The organism is Sphingomonas swuensis (genome assembly GCF_039538045.1).
GTDB classification, from domain to species: Bacteria; Pseudomonadota; Alphaproteobacteria; order Sphingomonadales; family Sphingomonadaceae; genus Sphingomicrobium; species Sphingomicrobium swuense.
Window position 1 is genome coordinate 539,950 of the sequence record NZ_BAABBQ010000001.1, and the last position, 22,307, is coordinate 562,256.

The following is a 22,307-nucleotide window of genomic DNA, read 5'->3' on the forward strand; positions in this document are numbered from 1 at the left end:
CCCACTCCCGTCCCTCGCTGCGGCGGAAGCCTAGCGAGGGACGGTGCTCAAGGCGAGAGCCTAGCGCGGGGGCAGGTCGATGCCGATGAACAGCTCGGGGAGCTGGGCCCGGCGGACGAGCAGCAGGACCGCGGTGCGGTTGGCCCGGCGCGCGGCGTCGACCGCAGCGGTCACCTGCGCCTGGCTGTTCACGGCCTGGCGGTTGATCGAGATGATCACGTCGCCGCGCTGGATGCCCTTTTCGGCCGCGTCGCTGTTCGGATCGACGTTGGTCACGACCATGCCGCGGGTGCCCGCGGGGACGTTGACCGCCTGCGCGATCTCGGCGGTCAGCGGCTGGAGCGAGAGCCCGAGCGCCTGTCCGGCGGGGACCGCCGGCTGGTTGCGATCGTTGGGATCAAACGGCGTGCCCTCGGGGGTGGTCGCCCCGCCGATCCGCGCCAGTTCCTCTTCGGTCGGACGCTGCGCCACCGTGGCGGTGACCGTCTGGCGGCGACCGTCGCGGATGATCTCGATCGGCACGCGCTGGCCGGGCGTGACGTTGGCGATGAGGTAGGAGGCGGTCTCGTCGGGGGTGACCGGACGGCCACCGACGCGGAGGATGACGTCGCCCTGCTGGAGCCCGGCACGCTGCGCCGGCTGGCCGGGGACGACCGAGCGGACGAGTTCGCCGCGATCCTTGGCGATGCCGAGGGCGGCGGCGCTGCTCTCGTCGAGCGGAAGCAGGCCGATGCCGAGATAGCCGCGCTGCGGACGCTGGCCGCGGCGAAGGCTGTCGATCACCGGGCGGGCGAGCTCGGCGGGGATGGCGAGACCGATCCCGACGCTCGCGCCGGTCGGGCTGATCAGCGCCGAATTGACCCCGATGACGTTGCCGTTGAGATCGAACATCGGGCCGCCGCTGTTGCCCATGTTGATGCTGGCATCGGTCTGGATGTAGCGATCGTAGGCGCCGGCGCCGGTGATCCCGCGATGGAGCGCCGAGATGATCCCCGAGGTGACCGTTCCGCCAAGGCCGTAGGGGTTGCCGATCGCAAGCACCCAGTCGCCGACCCGGGCGCGCTGGCTGTCACCCCAGTTGACGTAGGGGAAGTTGGCGCCCTCGACCTTGAGCAGGGCGAGGTCGGAAGCCTGGTCGCGGCCGATGATGCGGGCCGGAAGCTCGCGACGATCGGTCAGGATGACGGTGACGCTGTCGACCGTGCCGGTCCCGCCGGCGCCCTGGATCAGGTGGTTGTTGGTGACGACATAGCCGTCGGCCGAGATGAAGAAGCCCGAGCCGAGCGACCCGGTCTCGCGGGTGCGCGAAGGGGCTTCGCCCGTGCCGCCGCCACCGCCGCCGGGGGCGGGCTGGCCGAAGCGGCGGAGGAACTCGGCCAGCGGATCATTCTGCTGGCGCGACACCGGCACCCGCTGGCGGGTGGAAATGTTCACGACCGCCGGCTGCAACCGTGCGGCGAGGTCGGCGAACGACATGGGCGCGCCCTGCGGGGCCATCACGGCCGGCGCATTCTGGGCAACCTGCGCACCGACCGGACCGGTGGCGAGCGAGAAGGCGCTTCCGCCGATCAGCAAGGCCGCCGCGACACCATAGGCATAGCGCACTTTGGAAAACTCCTTCGGTGACGTCATTCGGATGAACTTCCTTGTCTCGTAAGGCCCCGGCTTCTGGTGCTAGGTCAAGCGCCTGAACGCTCATTGAACCGCTTTAGCGTCCGCCCCCGCTCGTAAATTCACGCAGGAACTCGTTCTGCGGGGAAAGGATGACATTGGTCGGCTTCGACTTGCTGGTGAAAGTCCGGTCGTAGGCCTGCATGGCACGGTAGAAATCGTAGAAGGCCGGGTCCTTGCCGAAGCTGTTGGCATAGGTCCGGGCGGCCGACGCGTCGGCTTCGGCGCGGATGATCTGGGCCTGCTTGCTGCCCTCGGCGCGGATCGAGCGGGCCTCCTGTTCGCGGGCAGTCCGCATCCGCTCGTAGGCGCTCTCCAGCGGCGTTCCGCTCGGGAGGTCGGCGCGCTTGATCCGGACGTCGATGATCTGGACGCCATATTGGCGGGCGATCCGGTCGAGGCCGCGGCGGATATTCTCCATCGCGCCCTGCCGCTCGGGGCTCAGCAGGTCGGCAAACGGCCGCTTGCCGAGCTCGTTGCGGAGCTCCGAACCGAGGATCGGACGAAGCGCCTCGCCGACGCGCTCTTCCGAGCGGGCGCGGATGTACATGCGCAGCGGGTCGACCACCCGGTAGCGGGCGAAGGCGTCGACCTCGAGCCGGAGCTGGTCGGTCGAAAGCACCATCTGGCGCTCCATGTCGACGTCGCGGACGCGCTTGTCGATCCACACGATGTCGTCGACGAACGGCACCTTGACCGCGATTCCGGCACCGGGCCCGCCGATCGGGGCATTGGCCTGGTAGCGGTTGAGGATACGCTCGGGCTTGCCGAAGCGGACGATGATCGCCTGGCTGGTTTCGGGGACGATCTTGACGCTCGACAGGATGGTGACCAGCACGAGCAGGGCGATGATCCCGCTGAACAACGGGCGGCGGAGGATGGCGTCGATCATCGGCCGGCTCCCTGCGCGGTCGTTCCCGAGGCCGTCGGATCCTGGAGGACGGCGGTCGGCGGACGGGTCTGATTGAGCGGGAGGTAGGGCGTCACGCCCGGGGCCTCGACGATGGTCTTGTCGACGTTCTGCAGAACGCGCTCCATGGTCTCGTAATACATGCGGCGGCGAGTCACCTCGGGGGCGAGCCGATACTGCTCGTAGACCTTGTCGAAGGCAGTCGCCTCGCCCTGGCTGAGCTGGGCGAGCTGGAGCGCATAGGCGCGGGCCTGGTTGATGTCGCTCTGCGCCGCCTGCTGGGCCGCGCTGACCGCCTTGAAGGCGTCGTTGACCGCGGCAGGCGGGTCGGCCTGCTTGATCGCGACGCCCTGGATGCGAACGCCGGAGCGGTAGGCGTCGAGCACGCGCTGCATGTTCTCCTGAACGCGGTTCTCGATGTCGCCGCGGCCTTCGCCGATCGCCTGATTGAGCGTCACGCCGCTCAAGGCCGCCCGCATGGTGCTCTCGGCGACCTGCTGGATGGTCTGCTCGGTGTTCTGAAGCTCGAACAGGAAGAGCTCGGGATCGCGCACGTTCCAGCGGACCGAATAAGCGATGTCGATGATGTTCTGGTCGCCGGTCAGCATCACCGTCTCCTCGGCGGTGGAGCCGAGGTCGACGTTGCGGATGTTCTCGACGTCGACTTTCTGCACCCGCTCGAGCGGAGAGGGGAGGGTGATGCCGATGCCGGGGCCGAGGGTGCGGCTGTAGCGGCCGAACTGGGTGACCACGCCGCGCTCTTCGGGCGCGATGCGGTGGAAGGTGCTGAGCAGCAGCCAGAGGAGGAGGAAGGCGGCGATGCCCCACAGGATGAGCGAGCGGTTGAGCGCCGGACCACGGCCGCCACCTCCGCCGCCGCCGAAGCGGGCCCGGCCACGGGCAAGAAAGTCGTCGAGGCTGGTGACGCTGCCGGGACCGCTTCCGGTCGACGGACCGGGATTGCCCCACGGGCTCGACGGACGAGGCGACTCGGCCCCGCTGCCTTGAGGCTCCGACGGAGTGCCGCCGCTCGACGGACCCCACGGTCCCTTGTTGTCCGCAAAAAGACCGCGCCCGCGCGCCGCCCACCCCGGGAAAATGCTCATGGAGGCAGATATAGATGCCGCCGCCGCGATTAACAGTGGGGGCGGAACAATCGCCCTTGTGCCGTACCCATGACGGTCGCAAGGGAGCGGCCATGAGCCTCGACCCCAGCATCTTCGGTCCCGCCCGCGAGCGGCTCCGCTCGTCCCGCCTGGTCGACGGCGTGGCGACCCTGGTTGTCGAGGCGACCGGCCTGTCGGAAGGCGAGCGCGCGGCGCTCGAGAAGGATCTGCGCGCGGTCGCGCTGGCGCAGCCCGACGTCCACGAAGTGCGGGTCGCGATGACCGCCAGCCGCAAGGCGGGGCCGCGGCTGATCGCGGTCGGTTCGGGCAAGGGTGGGGTCGGCAAGTCGACGGTCTCGGCCAACCTCGCGATCGCGATGGCGCGGCTCGGCCGGAAGGTCGGGATCATCGACGCCGACATCTACGGTCCCTCGCAGCCAACGCTGCTCGGGACCAGCGAGCGGCCCGAGGCCAAGGACAAGCAGCTGATCCCGGTCGAGGCGCATGGCATCCGGCTGCTGTCGGTCGGGCAACTGGTCAGCCCCGGCCACGCGCTTGCCTGGCGTGGACCGATGGCATCCGGCGCGCTGACCCAATTGGTCGAGGGCGACTGGTCGGACCGTGAGATACTGATCATCGACCTGCCGCCGGGAACCGGCGACGTCCAGCTGTCGCTGATCCAGAAGAGCCGGCCGGCGGGGGCGGTGATCGTCTCGACCCCGCAGGACCTGGCGCTGATCGACGCGCGGCGGGCAGTCGACCTGTTCCGCAAGACCGAGGTGCCGATCCTCGGGCTGATCGAGAATATGGCCGGCTACCAGTGCCCGAACTGCGGGGAGACCTCCGATCCGTTCGGGAGCGGAGGGGCGGAAGCGGCGGCGGCCGCGCTCGACGTGCCGTTCCTCGGCCGGCTGCCGCTGTCGGCAAGCCTGCGCGAGGCGTCCGACGCGGGCCGCCCGCCGGCCGCCGGCGAGGGACCGGCCGCCGCGGCCTTCCGGATGCTTGCCGAGGCGGTGCTCGCCCGGCTCGACCCTTAGGCGCTCGCCACCGTCATCTCGGGGACGAGCAGGGTCGGGGCATCCATGCCGTGGCGAAGCTCGAGATCGGACGCGGGCTCGAGCGTCCGCAGCATGTCGCGGAGATTGCCGGCGATGGTGATCTCGGCGACCGCGGGGCCAATCTCGCCATTCTCGACGAGGAAGCCGGCGGCGCCGCGGCTGTAGTCGCCGGTGACCGGATTGACGCCCTGTCCGATCAGCTCGGTGACGAGGATCGCGCGCGGGGCCGCTGCGAGCAGCTCCTCGCGGCTTCGCTTGCCGGGGAGCATGAACAGGTTGGACGGGCCCGCGCCCGGGCTCCCGCCGACCGCGCGTCCGGCGTGACCGGTCGGCCGGATGCCGAGCTGGCGGGCGGAGGCGCTGTCGGCGAGCCAGCTGGTGAGAATACCGTCGGCGATGAGGTCGAGCGGACGGCAGGGCAGGCCCTCGCCGTCGAAGGCACGGCTGCGAAGCCCGCGTACTCGCAGAGGGTCGTCGCGGACGGTGACGCCCTTGGCGAACACCGGCGTGTCGAGCGCGTCGAGGAGGAAGCTCGTCCGGCGGGCGATGGCGCTGCCGGTAATGGCGGCGACGAAGTGGCCGAGCAGCGAGGCCGAGACACGCGGGTCGAACAGCACCGGCATGGTGCCCGATTCGATCCGGACCGGGTTCAGGCGGGCGACCGCGCGGTCGCCGGCGCGCTGGCCGACGATCTCGGCCGCCTCGAGGTCGGCGAGGAAGCGCGCGCCATGGTGCGCATAGTCGCGCTGGAGCCCGCCCGCTTCGCCCGCGACGACGCTGGCCGAGATGCTGTGATGACTGCTTCGCAGCGCACGGGCGAAGCCGGTCGAGGTGGCCAGAGCGACGAGGCTCTGGCCGGCGCCGGCCGAGCCGCCGTTGCTGTTGGTCACGCCGGTGACCGCTCGTGCGGCTTCCTCGGCGCGAGTGGCGCTGGCGCGCAGGCTGGCGAGGTCGGGCTCGGCGGGGTCGAACAGGTCGAGGTCGATGCCACGCCCGTCGCCGATCAGCGCGGGATCGGCGAGGCCGGCATAGGGATCTTCGGGGGCCTGCTCGGCCATGGCGAAGGCGCGCTCGGCAAGCTCCGGAAAGTCGGCGCGATCGAGGCTGGCGGTCGAGACGGTGGCGCTGCGCTGGCCGACGAACAGCCGAAGCCCGACCTCGAAGCTTTCGCTCCGGTCGATGTCCTCGACCTCGCCAAGCCGCATCGAGATGCCGCTCGAGCGGCTGACCCCGATCATTGCGTCGGCGGCGGTGGCGCCAGCCCTGGTGGCGGCCGAGACCAGGTCGGCGGCGAGCGCGGCGGCTTGTTCCTCTGTGAGCATGGCCGCGATGTAGAGGCTAAGGAGCGCTGCTCAACCCCACCGCGGCGAAACCGAGCAGCAGGAGGAGGCCGGTGAAGCGGTTGGAGCGGAACAGGCGAAGCGCGAGCTCGCCGTCGTCGGGGTCGGTCCGGAGCGCCTGGCCGGCAAGGTGGACGGCAGCGGGGAGCAGGGCGACGAGCCCGAGCAGGTCGGGACGAACCTGCCACAATGCCGCGCCCCAGCCGAGGAGGGCGAGGAGGTAGCAGGTCGCGATACCCGCTTGGGCGTGGCGGCCGAGGCGACGGGCAGAGGAGCGGACGCCGACCAGCGCGTCGTCCTCCTTGTCCTGGATCGCGTAGAGCGTGTCGTAGCCGATCACCCAGAAGATGCTTCCGAGCCAGAGCAGGATGGGAGCGGCGGCCAGCGAGCCCGTTGCCGCGGGCCAGCCGACCAATGCTCCCCAGCTGAAGACCAGTCCGAGCCAGGCCTGCGGCCACCAGGTGATCCGCTTCATGAAAGGGTAGGCGGCGACCAGTGCGACGCTGGCGAGCGAGACCAGCTGCGCGATGGCCGGAAGCTGGAAGAGGACCAGTAGGCCGAGCCCGCAGAGCAGCCCGACCAGCAGCCACGCCGAGCGCGGCGAGACCCGGCCGCTGGCGAGCGGGCGAAGGCGGGTGCGCTCGACCCTGGCGTCGAGGTCGCGATCGACGAGGTCGTTGTAGACGCAGCCCGCCGAGCGCATCGCGAAGGCGCCGAGGAGGAACCAGGCGAAGAGGTCCCAGCGTCCCTGAACGCCAGCCAGCGCGACGCTCCACGCGCAGGGCCAGTAGAGCAGCCAGGTTCCGATCGGGCGGTCGATCCGCATCAGGCTGGCATAGGGGCGGGCCGAAGCGGGAAGCGCGGCGATGAGGCCGCGGCGTTCGCTGTCGGGGACGAGGTCGGAGGCGGTCATCGAACCTTCCTGCCGCGAAGCGGTCGGAAGGAAAACCGCGCGCAAAGCGAGTCGTGGAGGGGCCGATCGGGATCGCGGAAGGCCCCTCGGTCAGCGCGTCGCGCTGCCACCTCCCCGTCGCTGCGCGACAGGGAGGATCTCCGTCCGCTCACGCCGCCTCGCGCTTCTCGCTGTTGTCGCCGCGCTTGCGGGGGTGGCCGCTGGCGACGATCCCGCCGGACAGCGTCTTCACCCACGGATAATGCTGGGCGACCTCGTCGGTGTAGCCGAGGTTGAAGACGGTCGGGCTCTTCGCCGGGCGTTCGGGCCGATCGTAGAAGGTGCCGAGCGCGCGATCCCAGAAGTAGCTGGTGATCCCGTAATTGCCGCGCTCGTCGTGGAAATGGTGCGCCATGTGGCGCTTCTTCATCTCGGCGATGACCTTCGACTTCGGCTTGTAGGCGAGGTGCTGGATGCAGTGGACGAACTCGTAGACGCAGGTCGTCAGCAGGCCCGCCGCAAGCGCCCCCGCGGCACCGCCAATGCCGCCGATTGCATAGCCGATCGGAAGCGCGACCCCGGCGATCGTCGGAAGCGTGGTGTGGAGCGCGCCAAACAGCACCTCGAGATGGTTGGGATCCTGGTGGTGGTCGTAGTGGATTCGCTTCCAGGTCGAGGCGAGGAAAGGCACCTTGAACATCCAGTTGCTGTGCAGCACCCAGCGATGGAGGCAGTACCAGACCAGAGGGTAAGCGGCGACGATGCTGCCGGCGGCAAGCGCCGTCCGGACCGGGCTGGCAGGAAATTCGGCCCACACCAGAATGCTTGCGAGCGACAGCGCGATGTAGGCGATGATCGCCGGATACTGGAAATAGGCGACCCACAATTGGCGAAGGGTCATGCGGTCGAGATAATGCGAACGCTTCCAGATTCCCGGCCGGGCCGAACTGCTCACGTCACTGCCTCACTTGAAGAATTCGGATCGTGCCGGATCCGCCGTCGCTGTTGTGGTGCTTCATTGCGGCTATATTGGGACGGCGAGGGCCTGGCGCTAGCGGGGCAGGGCCGCGACCAGCTCCTCGGGGGTGAGCTTGCCGGGAAAAGCCTTGCCGGCGAGGAAGAAGGTCGGGGTGCTGGTGACTCCGGCGGTTCGAGCCGTCAGATCGGCATTGGTGACCCAGGAATGATTGGCGGCGCTGGCGAGGCAGGTGGAGGCCCTCGCACCGGAAAGACCGTGCCGGACCGCGAGATCGTCGAGCCCGGTGACGTCGGCGATGACCGCGGCCTCGGCCTCGGGCCCGCGCAATTCGGCCTCGTATAGGCGCTGACGGATCGCATCGTTGCGCTGCCCGTCGGCAAGCCTCGCCTTGATGCCCTTCTGATCGGCCATCAGCGCTTCGATGAAGGCAAGGCGGCGCGGCGCGGGCACGCAGCGCGCGAGGACGGCGGCGGCACGGTCGTGCGGGAAGATGAGGAAGGGCCGCCAGGAAAGCCGCAGCTTGCCCGCCTTCACCCTGGCGTTGATCGTCGGCCCGGCCCCTTCGGAGAAGAGGGCGCAATGCGGGCAGCCGAAGCTCGCATATTCGGAGAGCAGGGGAGCGCCGGGGCGGCCGAAGGTCCAGCCCGCCACGCTCTCCACTCCCGTCGTGCGCCAGTCCTTCGGCGGAGCGGCCGCGCCGAGCAGGACGAGCAGGGACAGGGCAAGCAGCGAACGAAGCATCATTCCTCCGAGCGGATCAGCACCGTCTCGCCAATGAGCAGGAAGAGAAGAAACGGAGCCCAGGCGGCGAGGACGGGCGGATAGGCACCGACATTGCCCAGCGCCACCGCGAAATTGTCGATCACGAAATAGGCGAAGCCGAGCGCCATGCCGATGACGGCGCGGACCAGTACCTTGCCTGAACGGGCAAGGCCGAAGGCGGCCATCGCGGCGAGCAACGGCATCAGCATGGTCGAGAGCGGCTGCGAGATCTTGTGCCACAGTCCGGTGCGGGCAGTGGCGGTGGTCACGCCGGCCCGCTCCATCTCGTCGATGTTACGGCGGAGCGTGCGGAAGTTCTGCGAGTCGGGGTCGACCTTGGCGAGGGTGAAGCGCGGCGGCTCGACACCCTCGAGGGCGCGCAGAGCAGGCCGGCGCAGGATCATGTTCATCTGGCTGTCGTAGGTGCGGACGTTCTCGAGGATCCAGCCGCCCTCGAACGGGCGCGCCTGCGAGGCCTCTACTATGCGGCGGATGGTGATGTCCTGCCGCTCGTAGATGGTGACGTCGCGCAGGCGAACCCCGGCACCGCGCCCGGTGACTATCTTGGCCCGTACGAGGTCGTCGCCCGCGGTCACCCAGACGTTGCTGAGGATGCCGCTGTCGGGCGGCACCGGCTTATAGTCGTTGTCGTCCCAGGCGGCGAGCTGGCGGCTTCCGTCGACCACCACATATTCGTTGAAGAAGAAGGAGAAAGCGGCAAGCCCGATGCTGGCCGCGACCAAAGGGGCGAGCAACTGGTGGGCACTGAGGCCCGCCGCCTTCATCGCCACCACTTCGCTGTTCTGGTTGAGCGTGGTGAAGGTGATCAGCGCGCCGAGCAGGAAGGAGAAGGGAAAGGCGAAGGCGATCAGCTGCGGGAAGCGGTAACCGACGTAGCGCCACAGCTCGGCTTCGCCATTGCCGGGGATGGCGAGGATCTTGCCCGATTCCGACAGCAGGTTGTGCATCATCAGCACCATGCTCAGCGAAAGAAGCACGGCGAGGCTGCGCGAAACGTAGAGCCAGACGGTGTAGGTAGCGAGCCGGCGCGAGGGGAAGAAGTTGAGGTTGATCATGCGGCCTTCGCGACCCGTCGGCGCGGTTTGGGAAGCAATCGCTTGATGAACGCCCAGGCCTTGCCCGCACCCCGCTCGAGCGCACCGATCGGCTGCCCGCCGGGCTTGGTCGCGAGGGTAAGGAACATCCACAGGATGAGGCCGGCGAAGATCAGGAAGGGGAGGTACAGCACCACCTCGGGGATGAAGCGCCCCTGCGCGCCCGCATCCTCGGCCCACTGGTTGACCTTGTGGTAGGCGACCACCATCACGATCCCGACGAAGATGCCAAGGCTCGAGCTCGAGCGCTTGGGCGGCACCGCCAGCGCCACCGCGAGCAGCGGGAGGAGGAGCATCATCCACACCTCGACCAGCCGGAAGTGAAGGTTGGAGCGGGCCGCGAGATTGGCCTCGCCGACCATCCCGCCGCCATAGCTGGCATGGACCAGCTCGGGCAGGGTCATCTCCTCGGTCTGGTCCTGCGCCCGGGCCCGGAAGCTGTCGATCCGCGGCAGGTTGATCGGCAGGTCGTAGCTTTCGAAGGCAAGGGTGCGCGGGGTGGTGAAGCTGGGATCCTGCTGGATCAGCCGACCGCGCTCGAGCCTGAGGAGGATGGTGTCGGGATCGTCGGTGGCGAGGAAGCGGCCATGCGAGGCGGTCGCGACCACGCCCTTGCCGCTCTTGTCGTCGGCCTGGACGAACAGTCCGTGAAGCTGCGAGCCGCCATTCTCGCTGCGGTCGATCCGGATCGTCAGGCGCTTGCCGAGCGTGTTGAACTCGCCGACCTTGAGGCTCGCGCCGAGCGCGCCCGAGCGAAGGTCGAAGCGCAGCCGCTCATAGCCATAATGGGTCCAGGGCTGGAGCCAGCCGACCAGGAAGAGGTTCAGAAGCAGCAGCGCGAAGGAATAATAATAGGGCACGCGGAGGAGGCGGCCGAAGCCCGCCCCGATCCCGCGCAGCGCATCGAGCTCGCTCGAGGTGGCGAGCTTGCGGAAGGCGAGCAGGATTCCGAGCATCAGCCCGACCGGGATGCCGAGCGCGAAATATTCGGGCAGCAGGTTGGCGAGCATTCGCCACACCACGCTGACCGGACCGCCGGCATTGATCACGAAGTCGAATAGCCGGAGCATCTTGTCGAGGACGAGCAGCATCGCCGCCAGCACGAGCGTGCCGAGGAGGGGGATGGCGATCGCCCGGGCGATGTAGCGGTCGATGAGGGACATGCAGCCGTTCCCCTCAACCATGATTTGGCCGCAAAGCAAGTGCAACCGTGACATTGGCGTCTCTGCCCTTCGTCTCCGCGGCCCTGCGCCGGGAACGGAGAATGGGGGTTTGCCACTCCTTCCGACGAGTGTTCCCCGATGCGATCACCGCTTGCCACCCTGTTCCGGACGACGACCCCGGCGCCCCGCGTGCCGGCGGCGGCCGTCGGTGCAGGCGCGTGCCGCCGGGCTGACCTTGAGGGGGTGCGCTGATGGGCAAGGCCAGGATCGCGCTCCTCTCCAATCCCAACTCGACCGGCAACCTGTCGCAGTTGCCGCGCATCCGCGCCTTCTGCGCCGAGCATCCCGACATCTTCCACTATGAGGTCGAGAAGGCCGACCAGGTTGGCGAGGCGCTCAAGACCATCGCCCGGGTGCGGCCCAAGGTGCTGGCGATCAACGGCGGCGACGGGACGGTGCAGGCGGCGCTGACCGAACTCATCAACGGCGATCATTTCGGCGATTCGCGGCCTCCGGTCGCGGTGCTTCCGAACGGCAAGACCAACCTCATCGCGCTCGATCTCGGCGCGGTCGGCGATCCGGTCGAGGCGCTGCAGCGGCTGCTGACGCTGGCCGACGGCGACCTGTCGGACCACCTCGTCGCGCGCGAACTGATCGCGCTGACCAGTGACGGACGCGAGGAGCCGGTGATCGGCATGTTCCTCGGCGGCGCCGGCCTCGCCGATTCGATGCTGTTCTGCCGCGACAAGATCTACCCGCTCGGCCTGCCCAACGGGGTCAGCCACGTGCTGACCGCGCTGCTTGTGCTGCTTCGGCAGACCTTCGGGCTGACGAATCGTTTCCTCCCGCCGAGCCCGTCACCGATCGAGGTCAAGGTCCGTCGGCTGGGCGCCCTTCGTGGGCGCTTCCAGCTGCTGGCGGTGACCACGCTCGAAAAACTGCTGCTCGGAAGCGAGGTGCGGACCGCCGGCAAGGGACGGCTGAAGCTGCTTGCGATCGACCACCGGTCGAGCTCGCTGGTGCGCGGACTGTTCGCCGGCTTCACCCATCGCCTCGGCGCCAAGAAGCTGAGCGGCGTCCATGTCGAGGAAGCCGACGAGATCTCGATCGAGGGCGATCGCTCCTCGGTCATCCTCGATGGCGAGATGTTCGAGGCGCGGATCGGCCAGCCCATCCGGCTGACCCCTGCCAAGCCCTTGTCCTTTGTCCGCCTCGCCGCCTGATCCGGCGGCCGAGCTGAAGGCGCTGGTCCGCGCCGAGCTTGCCGAACCGGTCGATCCCAAGGTCGTTGCGATGGCGAAGGCCGTGGCCGAGCAGCATGGCGCGGCCTCGCGGGCAGTGCTCTTCTACGGCTCCTGCCTGCGCGAGTCCGAGCTCGACGGGCGCATGCTCGATTTCTACCTGATCGTGTCCGACTATGGCGCGGCCTATGACAAGGCATGGCTGGCGACGGCCAACCGGCTGATCCCGCCCAACGTCTTCCCCTTCGCGCATGACGGACTCGCCGCCAAATATGCGGTCCTGAGCGAAGCCGACTTCCATCGGCTGAACGGTCCCGAGACCCGCAACTCGTCGGTCTGGGCGCGCTTCGCCCAACCCTCGCGGCTGGTGTGGTCGGCGGACGAGCAGGCGACGGACAGGGCCGTCGACGCGGTCGCCCGGGCCGCTCCGACCCTGCTCAGCGCAGCGCTCTGCTCGCTCGACAATGCGCGGCCGCCGCTCGAACTGTGGCAGGCCGCCTTCGCACTCACCTATTCGGTCGAGATCCGTGCCGAGAAGGGGGATCGCAGCGCTTCGGTGGTCGAGGCCGATCCGCAGCGCTACCTGCGCTTCTTCGGTCCGGCGATGGCTGCGGCCCGCTCCGTCGGCCGGCGTTGCCGGGGCGGGTGGAAGCGGCGGCGGCTGGAAGGCAAGTTGCTGTCGGTCGCACGCCTGGCCAAGGCCAGTGCGACCTTTGCCGGCGGCGCGGAATATATCGCGTGGAAGATCAACCGACATGCCGGGACCGAGCTGCGGCTGAGCCCGTGGCAGAAGAAGCACCCGCTGGTCACCGCGGTGACCCTGCTTCCGCGGCTGATCCGGAGCGGCGCGATCCGCTAGGCGCGTGGCGCAAGCAGGAAATTGATGCGGGCGCTGGCGATCGGGCTGGCGCGATCCTTCTGCCAGGCGAAGGCCTCGACATTGGCGATCCGGGCACCGAGCCGCTCGATGGTGGCGCTGGCGAAGGTGTCGCGAGCCTTGCCGCCGAGGAGATAGTCGACCGTCACCGAGATGGGCTTGAGCACGACCTCGCGGCCTTCGGTGGCCAAGGCGAGCTGGCCGTAAGCAGCGAACTCGAGCAGCCCGGCGATGGCGCCGCCGTGAAGATAGCCGGGGCGGCCGACCACGTCGTCGTGGAAGGGCATGGTCCACAGCAGGCCGCCGTCCTCGCGACGCTCGGAGCGGAGCTGGAGCAGCTGGGCGTAGGGTGGAAGCGCGGTCATCGGCATGGCTGATAGCGTGGACGTGCCTGCTTTTCGCCCCTTTGTTGCGCTTGGGGGCAGCACGGCTTAGCGAGTGAGACCATGACCGACCGCGACGAACGCAAGGATGCCATCAACCGCCTGGTGGCCGACTTCAACAAGAAGGGCATCGAGGTTAGCGAGGACACGCGCTTCGCCCAGGATCTCGAATGGGACAGCCTGACGGTGATGGACTTCGTCGCCGCGGTCGAGGACGAGTTCGACATCATCATTACCATGAATCGCGCGGCCGAGATCGAGACGGTCGGCCAGCTGATCGACGCGGTCGGCGAACTGAAGGGCGAGGCGTGACCGATCCTGGCTTCGCGATGACCGCCGACGCCGGCAAGCCTGCGCCGCGCGGCACCGCGCCCGACCTGTTCGACAAGTTCCAGCCGCTCATCGACCAGCGCGAGGCGCTGCTGTCGACCGGGGTCACCGACCCGTTCAACCTGGTGATGGAGCGGGTCGAAAGCCCGACCGTCGCCATCTGCAACGGCAAGCGGACGATCCTTCTCGGCACCTACAATTACATGGGCCAGACCTTCGACCCGCAGGTGCTTGCGGCCGGCAAGAAGGCGCTCGACGAATTTGGCTCGGGGACGACCGGAAGCCGGGTGCTCAACGGCACCTACCAGGGTCACCGCGAGTGCGAGGAAGCGCTCAAGCGCTTCTACGGGATGGACCATGCGATGGTCTTCTCGACCGGCTACCAGGCCAATCTCGGGATCATCTCGACGATGGCGGGGAAGGACGATTACGTCATCCTCGACATCGACAGCCATGCCTCGATCTACGACGGCTGCGCGCTCGGCAACGCCCAGATCGTCGCCTTCCGCCACAATGACGTCGAAGCGCTCGAGAAGCGGCTGAAGCGGCTTCCCGCCGAGGCCGGCAAGCTGGTCGTGCTCGAGGGCGTCTATTCGATGCTCGGCGATACCGCGCCGCTCAAGGAGATGGTCGCGGTTTCCAAGGCGGCGGGCGCGATGGTGCTGGTCGACGAGGCGCATTCGATGGGCTTCATCGGCGAGCATGGCCGCGGGGTCGCCGAGGAGCAGGGCGTGCTCGACGACGTCGACTTCGTCATCGGGACCTTCTCCAAGTCGGTCGGAACGGTCGGCGGCTTCTGCGTCTCCAACCACCCCAAGTTCGAGATCCTGCGGCTGGTGTGCCGGCCCTACGTGTTCACCGCGAGCCTTCCGCCAAGCGTGGTCGCCACCGCCGCGACCTCGATCGACCTGTTGCGCGGCGCCAAGGACAAGCGCGACCATCTGTGGGCGAACAGCAAGCGGCTGCATGGTGGCCTCAAGCAGCTCGGCTTCACGCTCGGCACCGAGACCCCGCAGTCGGCGATCATCGCGGTGATCATGCCCGACCTCGAGCGCGGAGCGGCGATGTGGGAGGCGTTGCTGCAGGAAGGGCTGTACGTGAACCTCGCGCGGCCGCCGGCAACCCCGGCGGGAATGACCCTGCTGCGCTGCTCGCTCTGCGCGCTGCACAGCGAGGAACAGGTTGGCGAGATCCTCGGCATGTTCGAGGCCGCGGGCAAGCGGGTCGGGGTTATCTGACCGTCGCCACCCGCCAGCCGTCGGGCAGATAGTCGACGCTCTGGTAGTAGGAGAAGGCGCAGGTGCCGCCCTGGAGGTAGGCGCCGCCCTTGAGCACGCCATAAGCGATCGTTCCGAGAAACAGGGGCGCGCCGCTGTCGCCGCGGCGGCACTCCGGACCGGCGACGGTGACCCAGCTGTTGGCGCACAGCCCGCCGCAGAGGTCACCCGAGGGCGCGAAGTCGGTCAGCTCGACGACATTGCAGGCATAGCCGCTGCTTTCGCCGCGAAGGCAGAGGAAGTCCCCACTGCGGGTCATCGGCCGGGTCGCCCAGCTGGTGATCGGCCGGACGCTCTGCTTGGCGGCATCGCTGAAGACGACGCCTTCGGCCGGGCCGACCCCGGTGTGGACCTGGACGTCATGCTCGGCATTGCCCCAGGCGCCGGCCATCGGCAGCAGCCTTTCCTCGCCGTCGGGACCGCGCCAGCTGAGCGAATCGGGGCAGTGCGCCGCGGTGGTGACCCCGAGCTCGCCCGTGGCCTTGCGGACGACGAAGCCGGTGGTGCAGCGCCAGCGGCGGCCGTCGGCGCTGGTGCCCTCGACCCGCCCCCCGCCGACCGCGGCGCTGTTGGTCATGACCGCGTCGAGTCGGCGGATCCGCACGGGCAGGCCGAGGCGGTCGTAGAGCGCCTGCTCGGCGACACTGACCGGGCGAGGATCGGCCCCGGGACGCTGCATGACGAGAAGCCCGCCGGTGGCCGGGTCGACCCCGGCGCCGCGGTAGCCGGGGACGAGCCGCGGCAGGGCGCCGCGCTCGGCATCGAGGATCCGAAGCGCGAGCGCGCGGGTCGAGGGAAGCTCGCTCTCGAAGCGGATCGGGATGGGGAGGCCCTGCTCGGTCTCGACCCGGTCGGCGGGAAGCCCGCGCCCGGTCAGGCGAACGACGACTCCCCACGACGGGCGATGCTCGATGACGATCGCGGCGAGCTGGTCGCGATACTGGATGCGCAGCCGTTCGGTGACCGCAATGCTGGCCTGCTGCTGCTTCAACCGCGTCAGCGCCTCCGCCGGAGGAATTGCGAAGATGGCGGCGTAGCGCTCGGCATCCTGCGCCAGCGCCTGTTCCGCGGTGAGGCGGACGGGCTCGGCCGCAAGCGCAGGGGCGGCGGCGAGGAGGGCAAGGAAGGGGACGAGCAGGCGCATCGAGGCTGTCTTTGCAGGGCTAATCTGAACAGGCGGTTGTAGGAATTTCCGTCGAGTCCTAGACTGCCCGATTATGAGGGCGATCCCCGAGGACAGCGGGTTCGACTGGCGCCGGGTGGGAGCGGCGGCAGGGGCGACACTTGCGGCACTCATCCTGCTCGGGATGGTGCTGTTGGTCGCGATGAGCAACCGTGCCCGCGACCAGGCGCTAGAGCGCGAGCGCCATGCCTATGACGTGACCCTGCTGGTCCGCACGGTCGACGCGACGCTGGCGCGCTCGGAAGCGGCGCTCGGGCGCTTCGTGCTCGACGAGGACCGCCAGGTGTCCGGCCCGATCTACGCCAACGAGTGGCGGCTTGCCGGGACCCAGATCAGCCAGCTTGAACGGTTGGTGCGCAACGACCCGGTGCAGATTTCGCGGGTCCGGCAGGTGCGCGAGCTGTACACGGCACGCGGCGCGCAATTGACCCCCGCGGCGCGGGCCGCGGCGAATGGAGAGGGAGAAGGCGGGCTCGTCCTCTTCTTCATCGTGTCCAAGGGGCGCGAGGGCCCCGGTCCCGCGCTTCGCGCCAAGCTGAGCGAAATCGCCTCGTCCGAGCGCGAAGTTCTTCGCAACAGCATGGAGCAAACCGAATTCTTCTCGGCCCAGGCCGACCGGCTGACCGATTATCTGAGCTGGCTCGGTGTCGTGCTTGGCGGAGCGGCGATCCTGCTCGGCTTTCTCGCGGTGCAGAGCATCCGCCAGAATCTGATCGCAAGGCGCGAGGCGGAGACGCTCGAGCATGCGGTGGCGCTTCGCACGCAGGAGCTGTCGGCGGCTAACCAGGCGCTGCTGACCGAGGCGGAGGAACGCGAGGCGGCCGAAGCACAGCTCCGCCAGATCCAGAAGATGGAGGCGGTCGGACAGCTGACCGGCGGCATCGCGCACGACTTCAACAACATGCTGGCGGTGGTGGTCGGCGGGATCGACCTCGCCCGGCGTCGGCTCGGCGGGCCCAAACGCGAGGTCATGCAGCATCTTAACAATGCGATGGACGGCGCGACCCGCGCCGCCTCGCTGACCCGGCGGCTGCTGAGCTTCGCCCGGGCCGAGCCGCTGCTCCCGGCGCCCGTCCAGCCGGCCGAGCTGATCAGCGGGCTGACCGACCTCCTCGACCGGACGCTGGGCGAGCGGATCTCGGTCAAGGTGCAGGCGAATGGCCAGTGGCCGATCTTCGTCGATCCGCACCAGCTCGAGAATGCGCTGCTCAACCTCGCGGTGAACGGGCGCGACGCGATGGACGGCGAGGGGGTGATCACCATCGCCACCAGCGACGTCGCGCTGCACGAGGGCGAGGTCGCGGGCCTGCCGGCCGGCGACTATGTCCGGATCGCGGTAGCCGACACCGGCATCGGGATGACCGAGGAAGTCCAGCGCCGCGCCTTCGAGCCCTTCTTCACCACCAAGGAAGTGGGCAAGGGCACGGGGCTTGGGCTCAGCCAGATTTTCGGCTTCGCGCGCCAGTCGGGCGGCGAGGTCGCCATCGACTCGGCAGTAGGCGTCGGGACCGTGGTCAGCCTGTACCTTCCGAGGGGTCAGGCCCAAGCTGCGGAGGTGCGGATGCATCCGGCAATGAGCCAACCCTCACGGGGAGACCTGTCGGCCCGGAGCGGGGCGCGAATCCTGCTGGTCGAGGACGACCCCCGCGTCCGCGGGGCAACCGTCGAGGCGCTCGAGGATCTCGACTATCAGCCTGTCGCCTGCGCCAATGCCGAAGAAGCGCTGAGCGCCTTCGAGGAGCGCGAGTTCGACCTCGTCATCAGCGACGTGATCATGCCCGGGATGACCGGGCCCGAACTCATCCGCAACCTGAAGCGCCGCTTCCCGGAAGTCGCCGTGCTGTTCGTCACCGGCTATGTCGGCGAGGGCGAGGGCGACGACCTCAAGGGTTACGAGCTGCTGAGGAAGCCGTTCACCGTCGGCGCGCTCGAGGATGCCGTCGCGGCGGCGCTGGGCCGTGCTGAGGTACGGGCAGCCTGAAGCTGCTCCCCTGCGTGGGCGGGAGAGCATCTTGTCCCGAGCAATGAAGGCACTGGGCTCCTGCTTGTGCAGGAGAAAGGTCAGGCCAGCGCGCCGTCGGCACCCATCAGTTCGGGCAGGAAGGCTTCGTGAGCCCGGCGGAGGTCGGCGAGGGCGACTTCGGAGAGACCGTCGAAGCGATCGGCCTCCCACTCCTCGACATCGACGAACTTGAGCGAATCGCCGCCGACCACGCCGATCACCGCGCAGGGCACGCCGGCCTCCTCGCAGGCGTCCTCGAGTGCCTCGAGCGCGGAAAGCGCCTCGGCATCGTCGCGGACGGTGACGAGGTAGAGGCCCTGGTCCTCGCCGAAGGCGTCGGCGACGAACGGCTTCCACAGCAGGATCTCGGCGCCGCGGTCGCCCGCGAGCGCCATCTCGGCCACCGCGACGGCGACCCCGCCGTCGGAGACGTCGTGGACCGCGGTGACCATCTGGCGCTCGACGATCTCTCGAACGAGGGTGCCGACCACCAGTTCATGGTCGAGGTCCACCGGCGGCGGGGCGCCCGCATTCTCGCCGGCGATCTCGCGCAGCCAGAGCGACTGGCCAAGGTGGCCCGATCCATCCCGGCGGGTGCCGCCCATCAGGCAGACCACGTCGCCGTCATGCTTGAAGGCGATGGTCGCATTCTTCGACCAGTCCTTCATCAGTCCGACCGCGCCGATCGCGGGGGTGGGGAGGATGGCGCTTCCGCCGCCGGTCGCCTTGCTCTCGTTGTAGAGGCTGACGTTGCCCGAGACGATCGGGAAGTCGAGCGCCCGGCAGGCCTCGCTCATGCCGTCGAGGCAGCCGGTGATCTGGGCCATGATCTCGGGCCGCTGCGGATTGGCGAAGTTGAGGCAGTTGGTGACCGCGAGCGGGGTCGCGCCGACCGCCGAGATGTTGCGATAGGCCTCGGCGATCGCCTGCTTCCCGCCTTCATGAGGGTCGGCATAGCAATAGCGGGGCGTGCAATCGGTGGTGATGGCGAGCGCCTTGTCGGTGCCGTGGACCCGGACCAGCGCCGCGTCGCCGCCCGACTTCTGGATCGTGTCGCCCCCGACCTGGCTGTCATACTGCTCCCAGATCCAGCGCCGCGAGGCGAGTGCGGGAGAGCCCATCAGCTTGAGGAGGTCGCCGGCGATGTCGCTGCTCTCCGGGATGTCGCCGAGCGGCTTTACCTGCGCCCAGTCCCGATACTCCTCGCGGCTGAGCGACGGGCGGTCGTAGAGCGGCGCTTCGTCCGCGAGCGGGCCCAAGGGAATGTCGGCGACGGTCCGCCCTTGCCAGACGAGCTCCATGTGGCCGGTATCGGTGACGGTGCCGATCACCGCGAAGTCGAGCTCCCACTTCCTGAAGATGGCTTCGGCCTCGGCCTCGCGGCCGGGCTTGAGAACCATGAGCATGCGCTCCTGGCTCTCCGAGAGCATCATCTCGTAGGGGGTCATGCCGCTCTCGCGGCAGGGGACCTGGTCCATGTCGAGGCGGATGCCCACGCCGCCCTTCGAGGCCATCTCGACGCTGGAGGAAGTGAGGCCGGCCGCACCCATGTCCTGGATGGCGACGATCGCATCGGAGGCCATCAGTTCGAGGCAGGCCTCGATCAGCAGTTTCTCGGTGAAGGGATCGCCGACCTGGACGGTGGGGCGCTTCTCCTCGCTGTCTTCGCCGAAGTCGGCCGAGGCCATGGTCGCGCCGTGGATCCCGTCGCGGCCGGTCTTGGAGCCGACGTAGACCACCGGATTGCCGATGCCGGCGGCGGCCGAATAGAAAATCTTGTCGGTCTTCGCGACGCCGACGGTCATGGCGTTGACGAGGATGTTGCCGTTGTAGGCGGGGTCGAAATTGGTCTCGCCCCCGACGGTCGGAACGCCGACGCAATTGCCGTAGCCGCCGATGCCCGCGACCACGCCGGCGATGAGGTGACGCATCTTGGGGTGCTTGGGATCGCCGAAGCGGAGCGCGTTCATGTTGGCGATCGGCCGCGCGCCCATGGTGAAGACGTCGCGCAGGATTCCGCCGACCCCCGTCGCCGCGCCCTGGTAGGGCTCGATGTAGCTGGGGTGGTTGTGGCTCTCCATCTTGAAGATGGCGGCGTCGCCATCGCCGATGTCGATCACGCCGGCATTCTCGCCCGGTCCGCAGATCACCCAGGGGGCGGTCGTCGGCAGCTTCTTCAGGTGGATGCGCGAGCTCTTGTAGCTGCAATGCTCGGACCACATGACCGAGAAGATGCCCAGTTCGGTAAGGTTGGGCTCTCGCCCGAGCGCATGGAGGATGCGCTCATATTCTTCCGCGGAAAGGCCATGCTCGGCGACGACTTGCGGGCTGATCTCGGACATGCGCCGCCCCTTAGCCGGGCGGCGCACAAACAAAAACCCCGGCCGGTGAGGGCCGGGGTTCGAAGGGTTGGAGGAGGTAAGGCGTCAGGCGCGGCAGGTGATCGCGCTCTGCCCCGGAACGGTCACGGTGACGCTGCTGGCGTCCTTGGTGCCGGTGATGCTGCTGCCGTCAGGTCCCGTGTAGGGGCCGGTGCCCTCGGCCGGGGCCATGGTGACGGTCGAGGCGACGGTGTCGGCGCCGACGCGATAGTTGGCGCCGGCCGGCTTGCCGTTGCGCTCGGTCCAGTCGATCTCGACGACCTTGTTGCCGTCGCAGCGGTAGGTCTTGCTGGCGGCGATCGAAGGCGGAAGCTCGACCTTGGGCGCCGCGGCGAGTTCGTTGGCCATCGGGTCGACGGGACCCTGCTCGACGATGGTGTGATCGTCCTTGTTGCAGGCGGAGAGGGTCAGGACCGCGCCGAGCGCGAGAAGGGTGGTGCGAATCGTCATGCCGCGCCCTTTCGCGTCCGCAGGATGAACGGTCAATGGCGCAGGCTTCGGAATGCCTGCTCTTGCATAACGCGGCGAAGGCCATAGTTTCGAGAGGATGGGGGTGGGAGCAACCGCGATGCAGCGCATCCGCTACGGGCTGACCGGGCTCGCCTTCGTCTTCCTGATGGTGCTTCTCGGCACCGCGATCATCCGCAGCGGGGACGATACGGCGAACTCGAACGTGCAGGCCAATGTGGCGGCGGAACCGAACGAGCCATTGGCCGAACTCGGCGTCGCGCCCGGACAGGGGGCGGAGAATGAGGTGCTGAACACGCCGGCGCCGCCCACGCCCTGATGCGCCTTTCGCTGCTGCTCGCACTTGCGCTGGTCGGGTGCCGGCAGGAAGCGCCCGCGAGCTCCTCCGGAACGGCCAGGCCCGAACTCGCGCTGCTCACCAGCCTGCCGATCCTGTTCGGCGAACAATTCACCCTCGACCAGCCCCGCAGCCCGCTGCTTGCCGCGCTCGAGAAGGATTATCGCGTCACTGCCGTCGACGGGCCGGAGCAGGTCGCGCCCGGCGCGACCCTGCTCGCGATCCAGCCTCAGGCGCTGACCGCCGAGCGGCTGGTGGCGCTCGACAGCTGGGTCCGGGACGGAGGTCGCCTCGTCCTCCTCGCCGATCCGGCATTGCGGTGGGAAAGCAGCCGGCCGCTCGGCGACCGCTTCCGCCCGCCCTACAGCTTCCCCGATACCGGGCTGCTGCGGCACTGGGGCCTGACCCTGCGCCTGCTCGAGGCGGGCGAGGAGGGTGCGACGACTCTCAGGCTCGGCAAGGGCCGCGAACTCACCGGCCAGGCCGGGATCGGTGCGCTTGCCGCCACGGGGCGCGAATGCACCGCGACGCAGGCGCTCGCGCGCTGCACCATCGGCCTCGGGCGGGTGATCGTGGTGGGCGACGCCGATTTCGCCATGTCCGATGACCTCGACGACCTTGCAGCGCTGGTTTCCCTCGTCGGCGAGGTCGCGCGCTAATCCTTGGCCGTGGGTGGCCGTGGGTTTGCGTGGAGATTCGCTGGCTATCCACAGTTCACAGACTTATCCACAAGCTTCAGGGCAAGAACGTGGAGTGAACATCTGGGTGGATGTGGTGCATCGAAGCCGCAGAAAACCGGCAAAAACCAGATCAGCCCATCATTTCCCACGAT

The 22,307-nt window shown here is 68.7% G+C and carries 21 protein-coding genes; 8 read left to right on the top strand and 13 right to left on the bottom strand.

From position 1 onward, the window contains the following. Positions 1-60: 60 nt before the first annotated feature. The 3 genes from ABD727_RS02755 to hflK all read right to left on the bottom strand — a co-directional run bounded on the left by ABD727_RS02755 (position 61) and on the right by hflK (position 3,687). Positions 61-1,632, bottom strand: coding sequence for a Do family serine endopeptidase (locus tag ABD727_RS02755; protein ID WP_344705858.1), 1,572 nt, complete (start codon positions 1,630-1,632; stop codon positions 61-63). Positions 1,633-1,708: 76 nt separating this feature from the next. Continuing rightward, complete coding sequence (gene hflC / locus ABD727_RS02760; RefSeq protein WP_344705859.1) at positions 1,709-2,563, bottom strand: protease modulator HflC; 855 nt, start codon at positions 2,561-2,563, stop codon at positions 1,709-1,711. Further along, the gene (gene hflK, locus ABD727_RS02765; protein WP_344705860.1) at positions 2,560-3,687 is read right to left on the bottom strand and encodes an FtsH protease activity modulator HflK; all 1,128 of its coding nucleotides are present in this window, start codon (positions 3,685-3,687) and stop codon (positions 2,560-2,562) included. The genes hflC and hflK overlap by 4 nt, the downstream gene beginning before the upstream one ends. 92 nt (positions 3,688-3,779) lie before the next feature. On the opposite strand from hflK, the gene ABD727_RS02770 reads away from it, so the two are divergent. Further along, positions 3,780-4,724, top strand: coding sequence for an Mrp/NBP35 family ATP-binding protein (locus ABD727_RS02770; RefSeq protein ID WP_344705861.1), 945 nt, complete (start codon positions 3,780-3,782; stop codon positions 4,722-4,724). Here the strand turns inward: ABD727_RS02770 and ABD727_RS02775 are convergent. The 6 genes from ABD727_RS02775 to lptF all read right to left on the bottom strand — a co-directional run bounded on the left by ABD727_RS02775 (position 4,721) and on the right by lptF (position 10,996). Then, positions 4,721-6,067, bottom strand: a complete 1,347-nt coding sequence (locus ABD727_RS02775; protein ID WP_344705862.1) for a TldD/PmbA family protein — start codon at positions 6,065-6,067, stop codon at positions 4,721-4,723. The genes ABD727_RS02770 and ABD727_RS02775 overlap by 4 nt on opposite strands. Before the next feature lie 16 nt (positions 6,068-6,083). Further along, the gene (gene ubiA / locus ABD727_RS02780; protein ID WP_344705863.1) at positions 6,084-6,998 is read right to left on the bottom strand and encodes a 4-hydroxybenzoate octaprenyltransferase; all 915 of its coding nucleotides are present in this window, start codon (positions 6,996-6,998) and stop codon (positions 6,084-6,086) included. Positions 6,999-7,146: 148 nt separating this feature from the next. After that, a complete protein-coding gene (locus tag ABD727_RS02785) occupies positions 7,147-7,878 on the bottom strand; it encodes a sterol desaturase family protein (protein ID WP_344708008.1) in 732 nt (243 codons plus the stop codon). 150 nt (positions 7,879-8,028) lie between these two features. Then, positions 8,029-8,697, bottom strand: coding sequence for a thioredoxin domain-containing protein (locus ABD727_RS02790; protein ID WP_344705864.1), 669 nt, complete (start codon positions 8,695-8,697; stop codon positions 8,029-8,031). Further along, positions 8,697-9,794, bottom strand: a complete 1,098-nt coding sequence (gene lptG, locus ABD727_RS02795) for an LPS export ABC transporter permease LptG (protein WP_344705865.1) — start codon at positions 9,792-9,794, stop codon at positions 8,697-8,699. The genes ABD727_RS02790 and lptG overlap by 1 nt, the downstream gene beginning before the upstream one ends. Continuing rightward, positions 9,791-10,996 carry an LPS export ABC transporter permease LptF gene (gene lptF / locus ABD727_RS02800; protein ID WP_344705866.1) on the bottom strand — a complete coding sequence of 402 codons (1,206 nt, stop codon included), beginning with the start codon at positions 10,994-10,996 and terminating at the stop codon, positions 9,791-9,793. The genes lptG and lptF overlap by 4 nt, the downstream gene beginning before the upstream one ends. Positions 10,997-11,247: 251 nt before the next feature. On the opposite strand from lptF, the gene ABD727_RS02805 reads away from it, so the two are divergent. After that, entirely contained in the window at positions 11,248-12,219 is a 972-nt protein-coding gene (locus tag ABD727_RS02805) for a diacylglycerol/lipid kinase family protein (RefSeq protein WP_344705867.1), read from the top strand. Next, a complete protein-coding gene (locus ABD727_RS02810) occupies positions 12,200-13,096 on the top strand; it encodes a hypothetical protein (protein WP_344705868.1) in 897 nt (298 codons plus the stop codon). Before ABD727_RS02805 ends, ABD727_RS02810 begins: the two co-directional genes overlap by 20 nt. On the opposite strand, the gene ABD727_RS02815 is transcribed toward ABD727_RS02810, so the two are convergent. Further along, on the bottom strand, positions 13,093-13,479 hold the full coding sequence (locus tag ABD727_RS02815) for a PaaI family thioesterase (protein ID WP_344705869.1): 387 nt from the start codon (positions 13,477-13,479) through the stop codon (positions 13,093-13,095). The two genes, ABD727_RS02810 and ABD727_RS02815, sit on opposite strands and share 4 nt — an antisense overlap. An 81-nt stretch (positions 13,480-13,560) precedes the next feature. Here ABD727_RS02815 and ABD727_RS02820 point away from each other — a divergent pair, with 81 nt between their 5' ends. After that, positions 13,561-13,809, top strand: a complete 249-nt coding sequence (locus ABD727_RS02820; RefSeq protein WP_344705870.1) for an acyl carrier protein — start codon at positions 13,561-13,563, stop codon at positions 13,807-13,809. Between the two features lie 17 nt (positions 13,810-13,826). Next, positions 13,827-15,065, top strand: a complete 1,239-nt coding sequence (gene spt, locus ABD727_RS02825) for a serine palmitoyltransferase (RefSeq protein ID WP_344708009.1) — start codon at positions 13,827-13,829, stop codon at positions 15,063-15,065. On the opposite strand, the gene ABD727_RS02830 is transcribed toward spt, so the two are convergent. Then, entirely contained in the window at positions 15,058-16,248 is a 1,191-nt protein-coding gene (locus ABD727_RS02830) for a chymotrypsin family serine protease (RefSeq protein ID WP_344705871.1), read from the bottom strand. The two genes, spt and ABD727_RS02830, sit on opposite strands and share 8 nt — an antisense overlap. 73 nt (positions 16,249-16,321) lie before the next feature. Between ABD727_RS02830 and ABD727_RS02835 the strand changes: the two genes are divergently transcribed. After that, entirely contained in the window at positions 16,322-18,268 is a 1,947-nt protein-coding gene (locus ABD727_RS02835) for a response regulator (protein WP_344705872.1), read from the top strand. 80 nt (positions 18,269-18,348) lie between these two features. Here ABD727_RS02835 and purL read toward each other — a convergent pair whose 3' ends face one another. Continuing rightward, on the bottom strand, positions 18,349-20,631 hold the full coding sequence (gene purL / locus ABD727_RS02840) for a phosphoribosylformylglycinamidine synthase subunit PurL (RefSeq protein WP_344705873.1): 2,283 nt from the start codon (positions 20,629-20,631) through the stop codon (positions 18,349-18,351). An 84-nt stretch (positions 20,632-20,715) separates the two neighbouring features. Continuing rightward, entirely contained in the window at positions 20,716-21,120 is a 405-nt protein-coding gene (locus ABD727_RS02845) for a hypothetical protein (RefSeq protein WP_344705874.1), read from the bottom strand. Positions 21,121-21,217: 97 nt separating this feature from the next. Here ABD727_RS02845 and ABD727_RS02850 point away from each other — a divergent pair, with 97 nt between their 5' ends. Both ABD727_RS02850 and ABD727_RS02855 read left to right on the top strand, forming a co-directional pair. Further along, positions 21,218-21,457, top strand: coding sequence for a hypothetical protein (locus ABD727_RS02850; protein WP_344705875.1), 240 nt, complete (start codon positions 21,218-21,220; stop codon positions 21,455-21,457). Next, positions 21,457-22,134, top strand: a complete 678-nt coding sequence (locus ABD727_RS02855; RefSeq protein WP_344705876.1) for a DUF4350 domain-containing protein — start codon at positions 21,457-21,459, stop codon at positions 22,132-22,134. Before ABD727_RS02850 ends, ABD727_RS02855 begins: the two co-directional genes overlap by 1 nt. The last annotated feature ends 173 nt before the right edge of the window (positions 22,135-22,307 follow it).

What these genes read in the sequence shown, in the direction of transcription:
- purL (WP_344705873.1), bottom strand. Translation starts at nt 20,631, where the DNA reads ATGTCCGAGATCAGCCCGCAAGTCGTCGCCGAGCATGGCCTTTCCGCG.
- ABD727_RS02850 (WP_344705875.1), top strand. Translation starts at nt 21,218, where the DNA reads ATGGGGGTGGGAGCAACCGCGATGCAGCGCATCCGCTACGGGCTGACC.
- ABD727_RS02820 (WP_344705870.1), top strand. Translation starts at nt 13,561, where the DNA reads ATGACCGACCGCGACGAACGCAAGGATGCCATCAACCGCCTGGTGGCC.
- ABD727_RS02855 (WP_344705876.1), top strand. Translation starts at nt 21,457, where the DNA reads ATGCGCCTTTCGCTGCTGCTCGCACTTGCGCTGGTCGGGTGCCGGCAG.
- ubiA (WP_344705863.1), bottom strand. Translation starts at nt 6,998, where the DNA reads ATGACCGCCTCCGACCTCGTCCCCGACAGCGAACGCCGCGGCCTCATC.
- hflC (WP_344705859.1), bottom strand. Translation starts at nt 2,563, where the DNA reads ATGATCGACGCCATCCTCCGCCGCCCGTTGTTCAGCGGGATCATCGCC.
- ABD727_RS02755 (WP_344705858.1), bottom strand. Translation starts at nt 1,632, where the DNA reads ATGACGTCACCGAAGGAGTTTTCCAAAGTGCGCTATGCCTATGGTGTC.
- hflK (WP_344705860.1), bottom strand. Translation starts at nt 3,687, where the DNA reads ATGAGCATTTTCCCGGGGTGGGCGGCGCGCGGGCGCGGTCTTTTTGCG.
- ABD727_RS02815 (WP_344705869.1), bottom strand. Translation starts at nt 13,479, where the DNA reads ATGACCGCGCTTCCACCCTACGCCCAGCTGCTCCAGCTCCGCTCCGAG.
- ABD727_RS02785 (WP_344708008.1), bottom strand. Translation starts at nt 7,878, where the DNA reads ATGACCCTTCGCCAATTGTGGGTCGCCTATTTCCAGTATCCGGCGATC.
- ABD727_RS02835 (WP_344705872.1), top strand. Translation starts at nt 16,322, where the DNA reads ATGAGGGCGATCCCCGAGGACAGCGGGTTCGACTGGCGCCGGGTGGGA.
- ABD727_RS02830 (WP_344705871.1), bottom strand. Translation starts at nt 16,248, where the DNA reads ATGCGCCTGCTCGTCCCCTTCCTTGCCCTCCTCGCCGCCGCCCCTGCG.
- ABD727_RS02845 (WP_344705874.1), bottom strand. Translation starts at nt 21,120, where the DNA reads ATGACGATTCGCACCACCCTTCTCGCGCTCGGCGCGGTCCTGACCCTC.
- ABD727_RS02775 (WP_344705862.1), bottom strand. Translation starts at nt 6,067, where the DNA reads ATGCTCACAGAGGAACAAGCCGCCGCGCTCGCCGCCGACCTGGTCTCG.
- ABD727_RS02770 (WP_344705861.1), top strand. Translation starts at nt 3,780, where the DNA reads ATGAGCCTCGACCCCAGCATCTTCGGTCCCGCCCGCGAGCGGCTCCGC.
- spt (WP_344708009.1), top strand. Translation starts at nt 13,827, where the DNA reads ATGACCGCCGACGCCGGCAAGCCTGCGCCGCGCGGCACCGCGCCCGAC.
- ABD727_RS02790 (WP_344705864.1), bottom strand. Translation starts at nt 8,697, where the DNA reads ATGCTTCGTTCGCTGCTTGCCCTGTCCCTGCTCGTCCTGCTCGGCGCG.
- lptF (WP_344705866.1), bottom strand. Translation starts at nt 10,996, where the DNA reads ATGTCCCTCATCGACCGCTACATCGCCCGGGCGATCGCCATCCCCCTC.
- ABD727_RS02805 (WP_344705867.1), top strand. Translation starts at nt 11,248, where the DNA reads ATGGGCAAGGCCAGGATCGCGCTCCTCTCCAATCCCAACTCGACCGGC.
- lptG (WP_344705865.1), bottom strand. Translation starts at nt 9,794, where the DNA reads ATGATCAACCTCAACTTCTTCCCCTCGCGCCGGCTCGCTACCTACACC.